Source organism: Martelella alba, from assembly GCF_005217455.1.
Taxonomy (GTDB): Bacteria; Pseudomonadota; Gammaproteobacteria; order Enterobacterales; family Enterobacteriaceae; genus Acerihabitans.
Genome location: NZ_SZPQ01000068.1, coordinates 1 through 1830 on the forward strand (window position 1 = coordinate 1; position 1830 = coordinate 1830).

The 1830-nt window shown below is 47.5% G+C and carries 2 protein-coding genes; one reads left to right on the forward strand and one right to left on the reverse strand.

What is annotated here, in order from left to right; genetic code table 11:
* A partial coding sequence (locus tag FCN80_RS24445) for a GNAT family N-acetyltransferase (protein ID WP_136992936.1) occupies window positions 1-509 on the reverse strand: 509 nt, incomplete at its 3' end.
* Between the two features lie 418 nt (window positions 510-927).
* Here FCN80_RS24445 and FCN80_RS24450 point away from each other — a divergent pair.
* On the forward strand, window positions 928-1830 hold a 903-nt coding region (locus FCN80_RS24450), incomplete at its 3' end, for an IS630 family transposase (protein ID WP_445081516.1).

The following is a 1830-nucleotide window of genomic DNA, read 5'->3' on the forward strand; positions in this document are numbered from 1 at the left end:
TAAGTTCTCAATTCAACCCAACACTCTTTTATTTTTACGGTAGACGTTACTCCCATTACTTCTTTCATGCCACAGCGTCGCATGACGTTTTTTGATGCCGTATTGTTATCAGCGCAACGGGCAGTAATTTCCTTTAATTTAAGCTTGCTTAATCCATAGTGCAGCAGGGCACGTACAGCCTCCGTACAATACCCCTTTCCCTGATATGCTGTTCCAAGCCAGTAACCCAGTTGCGGTGTTTCATTTCCGGTAAGTCTCAGACTCACCACGCCAGTAAGTTCCGCTGTCGGACGCAGAGTGATCGCCAGAATAACAGCCTGGCCTGACTGCATGGTGTTTATGGCGCGATTTACCCAGCGGGCACTTTGTTCCCGACTGAATGGTGTGGTAAAGCTGGCTGTCCACTCTGCAATTCGGGGATCACCAGCCAGCTGTTGTATAACAGGGATGTCCCTTTGCTCCAGTGGGCGAAGTATCAGTCTGTCAGTCATCAATGGTTGAAAGGTCATGCCCGGTCGTTTCTCGTTGTATAATATCGACTGTATGATTCATTTTTACAGCCAGTGCTTTCTTTAGTGAAGCATCAGGTAATCCGTCTAATATGCTCGTCAGGAGTCCCCCTGCTCACTATGGTAAGGCAAGATCATTTACTTCAATTGTTGATGAAAGGTCAAGTGCAACCCTCTTTCAACAGAAGAACTGACCGGAGTATTGAAGAAGACATTTTATATTTTTATCGTGAGTGCAGAGAAGTGATTCGCAATGACCGCTCCCGGGTTATTTTAATATACTGAAATTTATTGATGGCTTGCACGAGCTTTCGGACGTATATTCGCAGGCAACCTTACCTGTTTGCGTTAAAATATATATACCCGTGATCATTGAAGATGCTTGATTTTACGGATAATGAAGATCATGCTGGCCTGTATGAAAGTTGAACTGACGACAGAACAGAAAATGGCTCTTGAAGAACTACAGAGCCAGAGTCGTGACCATCATGTCCGGGACAGAGTGCGCTGTGTGTTGCTTTCTTCTGAAGGATGGTCAACGGCCATGATCGCACAGTCTCAACGTATCCATGAAACGACAGTTCGCCGTCATCTCAATGACTGGCTTAATGAAGAAAAACTGAGACCTGAAAATGGAGGCTCAGACAGCCATCTCTGCGAGGCGCAGACCGGGGAACTCATCGCATACCTGACGGATAACCTTCTGCCCACCACGCTGGCCATTATCGCACTGGTTGATGAATGGTGGGGTATCCGCTATACCGTTGCGGGTATGAACAAGTGGCTGCACCGCAACGGCTTCAGTTACAGAAAACCGGCTGGTATCCCGCATAAATACAGCGCAGAAACCCAGCAGGTGTTCGTGGAAACTTACGAAAAACTGAAACGGGAAGCAGGAGAAGATGAACCCATTCTGTTCATTGATGGCGTGCATCCGACGCAGGGAACAAAACTGGCTTATGGCTGGATGCCTGCCGGAAAAAAAGCCCATGTGGTGGAAACCACCGGCAGTCGCACCCGCCTGAACCTCATGGGAGCCCTGAACCTGAACGATATCAGTCGGACGGTCATCCGGGAATATGACAAAATCAACAGTCATAATATAGCGCGGTTCTTCATCGCACTGCGTGAAACTTACCCGATAAAGCAGAAGGTTCATATCATCCTTGACGGTGCAGGATACCGCCGGACGGAGCAGGTAAAAACATGGGCTTATCTGCTGAATATAGAGCTTCATTACTTATCGCCATACAGTCCGAACCTGAACCCCATAGAGCGGTTGTGGAAAGTGATGAATGAACAGGTGAGAAATAACCGTTAC